Here is a 7,947-nt window from a genome sequence, read left to right on the forward strand (position 1 = left end):
GGAAGACCGGGGGGAACGCCGACGGATCGGCGTCGATGGGCGATGCCGAGCCGGGAATGGCGTCCGGGCCGTTCAGCCACCGATCCTCCAGCGCAAGAACCTGTTTCATCGGCAGGTAGGCGTCCTTGTTCATGAACTTCCGCGGGTGGTTCTTCAAGTCGAGGTTCAGCAACGGCGAGAATCCGATGACCGCGGCGGGTGGAGTGATGCCCTCCAGCACGGCGATCTCGGCGACTTTCATCGCCAGGTATCCACCCGCGGAGTCTCCGGCGACGACGATTTTCTTGGGATCGGCGACGAGGTCGAGTGCCGCCCGGTACGACGCCATGGCGTCGGCGATGGAAGTTCCGATGCCGCCGTGGGGGATCTGCCGGTATTCGACGGAGTAGACGGGCACGCCCGAGCGCGCAGCGATGGTCGCGCAAGCAACGCGGTGGGTAGCGAGGCCGCAGAACACGAAGCCTCCGCCGTGGAAGTACAGGACCGTCGCACCGTCCAGCGAGCCGGTCGCGGTGCGAGGATGCGTCGTCTTCTCACACGGAACGCCGCCGAGCGCGACTTGTTCGATGGTGACGCGCTTCGGTCTGGGCATCTTGTCCACGGCACGGTCGAGATGTGCGATCGCTTTGATGCCGCCGTCGGTGAGGGGCCACATGCGCAGAGTCGGCTTGAACATCAGCCTCATGGCGTAGGACAGCACTCGTGCCTGGCGGCTGACGTCGTGATGCCACGTGAGCGTGTGGGGCATGCGGCGAACATCCTCTCGCGGGTGAGACCGGGCATTGTGAGGCTAGCAGTCGAAGGAACGGGTTCCAGTTGGGGTGTGTCCGGCAACGATTGGCATGCACTATCGTCATTGAGGTACCCGAAAAACCGGTTCTAGTTAGCATGTCGATGACTGCTGGTACGAGGAAGGGTTTCATGGACGAGGACGAGGGTACGACGCCGAGGCGTCCACGCCGTCGAGCTGTGCGAGCGGCGGGGCCGGTGGCCGGCGCGGGCGCACCGGCAGAGCGCACGACCCCGATCGAGCCGTCGCCGTCGCCGTCGCCTTCGGGAGAGCGTGAGTCCCAGCCTTCGGGGGAGCCTGAGTCCCAGTCTTCGGGGGAGCCTGAGTCCCAGCCCTCGTTGGAGCCTGAGTCCCAGTCTTCGGGGGAGCCTGAGTCCCAGCCCGAGTCCGAGTCTCAGGAACCTCAGCCGACCGAGGATGTTCCTGCCCGGCGCCGTGGAGTCTTGCTGACGGCGGCGTTCGTGGTCGTCGTACTGTCTTTGGTAGCCGCAGGCTCGTATCTCTTTGTCGGCCTGCGTGCTTCGAATGCGGATGATGCCCGCGCGGAGAGGTTCGTGCAGACTGCACGGCAGACAGTCCTCAATCTGACGACCATTCACCCGGATTCGGCTCAGGCCGACGTCGACCGCTTGCTCGAAGGTGCGAGCGGCGACTTCAAGGCGGAATTCGAAGGACGCGAGGGGCCGTTCGTGGAGGTCGTCCAGCAAGCCAAGGTCGATTCCAACGGTGAGATCATCGAAGCTGGAATCGAAAGCAGCGCAGACGATTACGCCGAAGTTCTGGTCGCTGCGCGGGCGATGGTGCAGAACTCGGACGCAGAAGAACCCCAACCACGGGACTTCAGGCTTCGCGTCAGAGTCGTCGACGAGGGTGGCGTCATGACGGCGTCGAGAGTGGAGTTCGTACCGTGAAAAAACTGCTGGCCGTGTTGGTGGTCGTCGCTCTGGCCGCGGGTGTCGGTGCCCTGTATTACCAGTATCGCCAGACTCAGCAGGTCGAGCAGGCACGTTCGGAGGCAGTCGACGCTGCCAGTGCCCAGGCGCTGGCGATGTTGGCCTACGACTACACCGGCGTCGATCAGCAATTGGGCTCCGCTGCAGAAGGATTGACGGGCGACTTCAAAGACGAGTACCTAGGGCTCATCACCGATGTGATTGCACCGGCCGCGAAGGAGAAGTCGCTGACGGTGCAGGTCACGGTGCAGGGAACGGCCGTCGTGTCCGCAGAACCTGACGCCGCGTCGGTATTGCTGTTTCTCAATCAGATCACCACGAGTTCCGATGCCCCGGACGCCGCGAGCAGCGGCAGCCGGGTGCGAATGAGCCTCGAAAAGGTCGACGGGCGCTGGCTGACGAGCAACCTGGAGCCCATCTAGTGGTGCGGTAGAGCGTCCCCCAGTGCACTCAACCGTGCCACTGGGGCGGAGCCCCCTATCTCCACTAGGACGGAGCCCCCTATCTCCGCTAGGCCCCAACCACCGAGCCCTACCTCGACGTCGCCTGACCGTCCTGCGGCGGATCGGACAGTGCATTGAGGAACGCCCGAGCCCAGCGGTCGACATCGTGGGCGAGAACCTGACGACGCATGGCGCGCATGTGCCGCCGACCTTCCTCTGCCGGTTGATCCAGCGCAGAGATGATCGCGTCCTTGACGCTGTCCAGGTCGTGCGGGTTGCAGAGGTACGCCTGACGCAGCTCGGCTGCAGCGCCGGTGAATTCGCTGAGTACGAGCGCACCGCCGAGATCGCTGCGGGATGCGACGTACTCCTTGGCGACCAGGTTCATGCCGTCGCGCAGCGGGGTCACGAGCATGACGTCCGCTGCCACGAAATAGGCGATGAGGTCGTCGCGGGGTATCGGGCGGTGCAGGTAGTGAACCACCGGATGGCCGACCTGCCCGTACTCGCCGTTGATGCGTCCGACCTGCTGTTCGATCTCACCGCGCATCGCCTTGTAGCTCTCGACTCGTTCACGGCTGGGAGTGGCGAGCTGAACGATGATGTTCTGAGCCGGGTCCACGCGGTCCTCTTCGAGGAGTTCGCGGAATGCATTGAGCCGGACGTCGATGCCCTTGGTGTAGTCGAGGCGGTCGACTCCGAGCATGATGCGCTTGGGGTTGCCGAGTTCCTTTCGGATCTCCTTGGCCCGGTCACGGACGGCCTTGGACCTGGACTTCACGTCCAGATCGCCCGAGTCGATGGAGATCGGGAAGGCCCCGACACGGACTGTTCGGAACCCGACCTGTACCGAACCCAACCTCGAACGAATTCCGACGCTTCCGCGTGAGGTGACCTGCCCGGCCAGGCGCCGCGCCAAGTACAGGAAGTTCTGCGCCCCGCCGGGGAGATGGAAGCCGATGAGGTCGGCGCCGAGGAGACCCTCGACGATCTCGGTACGCCACGGCATCTGCATGAACAGCTCGACGGGCGGGAACGGGATGTGCAGAAAGAAACCGATGGTGAGATCCGGACGCAGCATCCGCAGCATCTTCGGGACGAGCTGGAGCTGGTAGTCCTGGATCCACACCGTCGCGCCCTCGGCTGCCGCCGCCGAGGTGGTCTCGGCGAAGCGCCGGTTGACTTCGACGTACGCGTTCCACCACGCCCGGTCGTACACCGGTTTTACGATGACGTCGTGGTACAGCGGCCACAGTGTCGCGTTGGAGAAGCCCTCGTAGTAATCCGCAACTTCTTGCTCGCTCAGCGTGACCGGGCACAGCTCGAGCTCGTCCTCGACGAACGGCTCGACCTCGACGTCGGGGACTCCCGGCCAGCCGACCCATGCGCCCTTGTTGGCACGAAGGATCGGCTCCAGTGCAGTGACTAGACCGCCTGGGCTGCGCTTCCATCGGGTGCTGCCGTCGGCCAGTGTCTCCAGGTCGACGGGTAGCCGGTTGGCTACTACGACAAAATCCGAGCCCTTCGAGGCGTCAGCCACTACTGTCCTTTTCGTTCATCGATCTCGAGAATGAAGCGAGTCAGTCGACTTTCGCTGTGGGTTCGATACCCAACATCGCCAGAAGCATGCGGCACTCGTCCGCATCCGCTGCGTAGGCCGCGACAACGCGCTGCGCTTGGCTGGCGGTTTCGTCGGCGAGAGGAACCAGATCCTCGTCGGCAATGTCGGTGTCGGTGGTGGTCTTGGCGGGCATGATCTTCTCCGTCTTCCTTCGTCGGTGTCGACTGCGGGAGCATGTCGAGCGTCGATGTGCTTTCTCGCGCCCCGACTCTATGAGAGTTCGCTGCCCTCACGCCACTTTCTGTTGTCGGCGGCCAACCGGACGGGCAGATGGTTTAGGGTCGGCTAATGTCCTTTTCTCCACCGGCGACGTGATGCCGACGTCCTCGAACGCCACTTCACCGTTGACCGGCAGCTCGATTCTTCGTCGGACCGTCATGCGCCAACGAGCACGAATGATCATTTCTTCGCTGTTCTTCTGCGTCCACCAGTTCTGCGAGACGATGGTTCCCGTCGCGATCGGACTCATCGTGGGCCGCGCGATCGACACCGGTGACAGCAGGGCGATGATCATCTCGTTGTTCGCCCTGTCTGGGCTGTTCGTGGTGTTGTCGTATGCCTACCGCTTCGGTGCCCGCATCATCATCGTGGCGATCGAGCGTGAGGCGCACATGATGCGCGTCGAGGTCGCGAGCCGGGTCCTGCACCCTCGGGGCGTCCGTACCGATCTGGTGTCCGGCGAGCTCCTGACGGTGTCGACGTCCGATGCAGAGAAGACCTCCTGGATTCTCGACGTCATCGCGCGGACCGTCGCCGCGATCACCGCGACCGTCGTCTGCGCGGTCGCATTGCTGATCATCGACATTCCCCTCGGCCTCGCAGTGCTCGTCGGAACGCCGGTCATCATGTATCTGCTGCAACGCGCGGCGCCGCTCCTGACGCGCACTGCGACGACGCAGCAGGCCGAGGTCGCGCGGGTATCCGGGATGGCAACCGACCTGGTCAGCGGTGTGCGGCCACTGCGCGGAATCGGCGCCGAGGGTGCGGCATCGGCGCGGTTCGACGAGTCCAGCCGAAAAGCGTTGACCGCCACAATGAAGATGGCCAAAGCCAACAGCATCTACCTTGGATTCTCGACGACGGTCAGTGCGCTGCTCTCGGTCGGGATCGCGGGCACTGCAGGCCTCTTCGCTCTGCAGGGGCGCATTTCGGTGGGCGAGCTGATCACGGTCGTCGGACTCTCGCAGTTCGTGATCGAGCCGTTGACGACGATGTCGCGATTGCCTGGGATCGCCGCGATGGTACGAGGATCGGCGGACCGGCTCGCGTTGGTACTCGGCGCCGATCATGTTCTCGCCGAGGGCGGTTCCCAGGTGCCGACGGCGACCGACGTCGCCGTGAAGGGTGTCACCTACCGCTCACTCGACGGGCTGGACATGGCGGCCGCGCCGGGGGAGCTGCTGGGCGTCGTCACGCTGCGTGCACAGGACGGCGAGGCGCTGGCGGCCGTACTGTCCGGACAAATCGGTGCCGACGACTATCTCGGCTCTGTCACGATCGGTGGCGTCGGACTCGGCGAACTCGGACTCACCGAGGCGCGCCGAACCGTTCTCGTCGAACCACACAACACCGACCTGTTCGCAGGCACGGTGCGCAGCAACGTCATCGCCGGACGTGATCGCGCCGATCACGAACTGGGCAGGATTCTGGAAGCGTCAGCGGCCACGGATGTCGTCGCGATGCACGAGAGCGGGCTCGATCATGCCGTCACCGACCGGGGGGCGTCGCTGTCCGGTGGCCAGCGTCAACGCGTCGCGCTGGCCCGAGCGTTGTCGGTGTCCGCGCCGGTGCTCGTGCTGCACGACCCGACGACGGCCGTCGACGCCGTCACCGAACACGCCATCGCCGCTGGGATCGAGCAGTTGCGTCATACGGGTGATCTCGCGCAGACGACGGTGCTGATCACGACGAGTCCCGCGTTGCTCGCGGTGACTCACCGGGTGCTCGTCGTCGACGGCGGAAGGGTCGTCGCCGAGGGCACACACCACGATCTCGCTGCGAACGACGAACGCTACCGAGAGACGGTCCTGCGATGAGCACCACCGAATTGCTTCGCATCGCGACAGGCGCACGGTCCTGGGCGTTTCTGTCGGGCGAGTTGAAGGGGCGACGGGTCCTCGGCCTCGTCACGCTGGTGATTTCGGCTGTCGCCGCCGCGATGTCGCTCGTGCCGGTCTACGTGTTCGGGGTACTCGTCGACCGTGTCACCGAGGGGGCGCCGACGTCGACGATTGTCTCCGTCGTCGCCATCATCACCGTCGCCGCTCTCGTCGGTGGGGTGTTCACCGCGCTGAGTTCGTATCTGATCAGCAAGCTCGGCGAGGGCATCCTCGCGTCACTGCGTGAACGAGTACTCGGCCGTGCGCTGCACCTCCCTGTCGACACCCTCGAACGAGTAGGCAAGGGCGACTTGCTGTCTCGTGTCGGTGACGACGTCGCAGTCATGGCGAAATCGATCGGCGAGGTCATCCCGAATATCGTCTCGTCGGTGCTGCTGGTGACGCTGAGTGTCGTGACCATGTTGAGCCTCGACTGGCGGCTCGGCCTCGCCGGTATGGTCGCGATCCCGATGTACGTGCTCGCGTTGCGCTGGTATCTGCCCAGGTCCGCGCCGATGTACGCCGCAGAACGTGTCGCGATGGGTGAACGATCGCAGGCGCTCATCAGCAGCATGCAAGGCGCCCGAACCGTCCGGGCGTACGGACTGGAGGAAGCCCACCTGGCCGAGATCGACGCGGCGTCCGGCAAGGCTCGGGACATCGGCATCACGGTCTTTCGGTTGTTCACGCGCTTCGGTTCTCGCAGCAATCGCGCCGAATGTGTCGGCCTGTCGGTGATTCTCGCCGCGGGGTTCGTGTTGGTGCAGGACGGGGATGTCACGGTCGGTCAGGTCACTGCCGCGGCACTGCTGTTCCACCGGCTGTTCAATCCCATCGGAATGCTGATGTTCTCGTTCGACGACATCCAGTCCGCCGGTGCGTCTCTCGCGCGGCTCGTCGGTGTCATCGATATGCCCGACGAGCGTTCCCGCGGTACCGGAGCGACGCCGACGGACGGGACGCTCGAGGTCACCGGTCTTCGGCACTCGTACGACACCGGGCACGAGGTGCTGCATGGAATCGATCTGACGGTGCACGCGGGGGAGACCGTTGCGCTCGTAGGGTCCACTGGCGCAGGCAAATCCACCATTGCGGCGATTGCGGCGGGCTCTATCGATCCGTCCTCAGGGCTGGTCCGTATCGGCGGGGCGAGCCTCGATGAGCTCGGTGCCGACGGTCTGCGTCGTCACATCGCGATCGTCAGCCAGGAAGTGCACGTGTTCGCCGGCAGCCTGATCGACGATCTGCTGCTGGCGGCGCCGAACGCAAGTCGCGACGATGTCCGGGCGGCATTGGACACCGTCGGTGCGCAAGGGTGGGTCGACGCGCTCGCCGATGGCCTCGACACGCAGGTCGGGGAAGGCGGACATGAGCTGACCTCGGCGCAGTCGCAGCAGCTTGCGCTCGCGCGGCTGGTGTTGGCGGACCCGGCCGTTGCCGTCCTCGACGAGGCGACTGCAGAGGCGGGTAGCTCGGGTGCACGGGACCTCGAGGCTGCGGCTGCAGCGGCGACGCGCGGTCGGAGCACGCTGGTCGTCGCGCATCGGTTGACTCAGGCCGCGGCCGCCGATCGGGTGGTCGTCCTCGAGCACGGCCGGATCCTCGAACAGGGCCGGCACGACGAACTCGTCGCCGCCGGTGGACGGTATGCGGAACTCTGGTCGGCGTGGGAGGGCCGCTGACCCGAGGTAGGGACCTCGAGGAACACAGCCGGTTTCACCGATTCTCGGGCCATTCCCACCCCTCCCGCCGAGATCGAAGTTGTGCATCGTTGTCGCTGGTTGGCGTTGCGGTAGCTTCGATCTCGGTATGGGGGGGTGCCCGCGCGGTCAGGCGGTGCGTTGTCGTCGGCGGTGGTAGCTGGGGATGGGTTGTCGGTGTGGGTCGACGGCGGCAGGCGGGATGGCGTGTGGGTGTCCGTCGTCGCCGAGGACGAGTTGCCAGCCTTCGTGGTGGATGGAGCGGTGGCAGCGCCCGCATACCAGCGCCGAGTTGGTCAGATCGGTCGGTCCGCCGTCAGTCCAGTACTCGATGTGGTGGA

Annotated in this window: 9 protein-coding genes; 4 read left to right on the forward strand and 5 right to left on the reverse strand. The window is 65.2% G+C overall.

Annotated elements, in window-relative coordinates; all coding sequences use genetic code 11:
- The coding region (locus A2J03_RS10395; RefSeq protein ID WP_068373080.1) for an alpha/beta hydrolase at nt 1-748 on the reverse strand (748 nt) is incomplete at its 3' end.
- A gap of 173 nt (nt 749-921) precedes the next feature.
- On the opposite strand from A2J03_RS10395, the gene A2J03_RS31640 reads away from it, so the two are divergent.
- Entirely contained in the window at nt 922-1,701 is a 780-nt protein-coding gene (locus A2J03_RS31640) for a hypothetical protein (protein ID WP_231912481.1), read from the forward strand.
- Entirely contained in the window at nt 1,698-2,165 is a 468-nt protein-coding gene (locus tag A2J03_RS10405; protein ID WP_068373087.1) for a h domain protein, read from the forward strand. Before A2J03_RS31640 ends, A2J03_RS10405 begins: the two co-directional genes overlap by 4 nt.
- A gap of 109 nt (nt 2,166-2,274) precedes the next feature.
- On the opposite strand, the gene A2J03_RS10410 is transcribed toward A2J03_RS10405, so the two are convergent.
- The 3 genes from A2J03_RS10410 to A2J03_RS31000 all read right to left on the reverse strand — a co-directional run bounded on the left by A2J03_RS10410 (nt 2,275) and on the right by A2J03_RS31000 (nt 4,321).
- The gene (locus A2J03_RS10410) at nt 2,275-3,726 is read right to left on the reverse strand and encodes an alpha,alpha-trehalose-phosphate synthase (UDP-forming) (protein ID WP_068373090.1); all 1,452 of its coding nucleotides are present in this window, start codon (nt 3,724-3,726) and stop codon (nt 2,275-2,277) included.
- Nucleotides 3,727-3,766: 40 nt separating this feature from the next.
- Nucleotides 3,767-3,940: a hypothetical protein gene (locus A2J03_RS30995; protein WP_197480703.1), complete on the reverse strand. Its 174-nt coding sequence runs from the start codon at nt 3,938-3,940 to the stop codon at nt 3,767-3,769.
- Nucleotides 3,941-4,036: 96 nt separating this feature from the next.
- Nucleotides 4,037-4,321 (reverse strand): hypothetical protein, encoded by a 285-nt coding sequence (locus A2J03_RS31000; protein WP_197480705.1) that lies wholly within the window; start codon nt 4,319-4,321, stop codon nt 4,037-4,039.
- On the opposite strand from A2J03_RS31000, the gene A2J03_RS10415 reads away from it, so the two are divergent.
- Nucleotides 4,203-5,843: an ABC transporter ATP-binding protein gene (locus A2J03_RS10415; RefSeq protein WP_068373096.1), complete on the forward strand. Its 1,641-nt coding sequence runs from the start codon at nt 4,203-4,205 to the stop codon at nt 5,841-5,843. The two genes, A2J03_RS31000 and A2J03_RS10415, sit on opposite strands and share 119 nt — an antisense overlap.
- Nucleotides 5,840-7,588 (forward strand): ABC transporter ATP-binding protein, encoded by a 1,749-nt coding sequence (locus tag A2J03_RS10420; RefSeq protein WP_068373093.1) that lies wholly within the window; start codon nt 5,840-5,842, stop codon nt 7,586-7,588. The genes A2J03_RS10415 and A2J03_RS10420 overlap by 4 nt, the downstream gene beginning before the upstream one ends.
- Nucleotides 7,589-7,735: 147 nt before the next feature.
- On the opposite strand, the gene A2J03_RS29885 is transcribed toward A2J03_RS10420, so the two are convergent.
- The coding region (locus A2J03_RS29885; RefSeq protein WP_197480704.1) for an HNH endonuclease at nt 7,736-7,947 on the reverse strand (212 nt) is incomplete at its 5' end.

Source organism: Rhodococcus sp. EPR-157 (assembly GCF_001647195.1).
GTDB lineage: Bacteria > Actinomycetota > Actinomycetes > Mycobacteriales > Mycobacteriaceae > Rhodococcoides.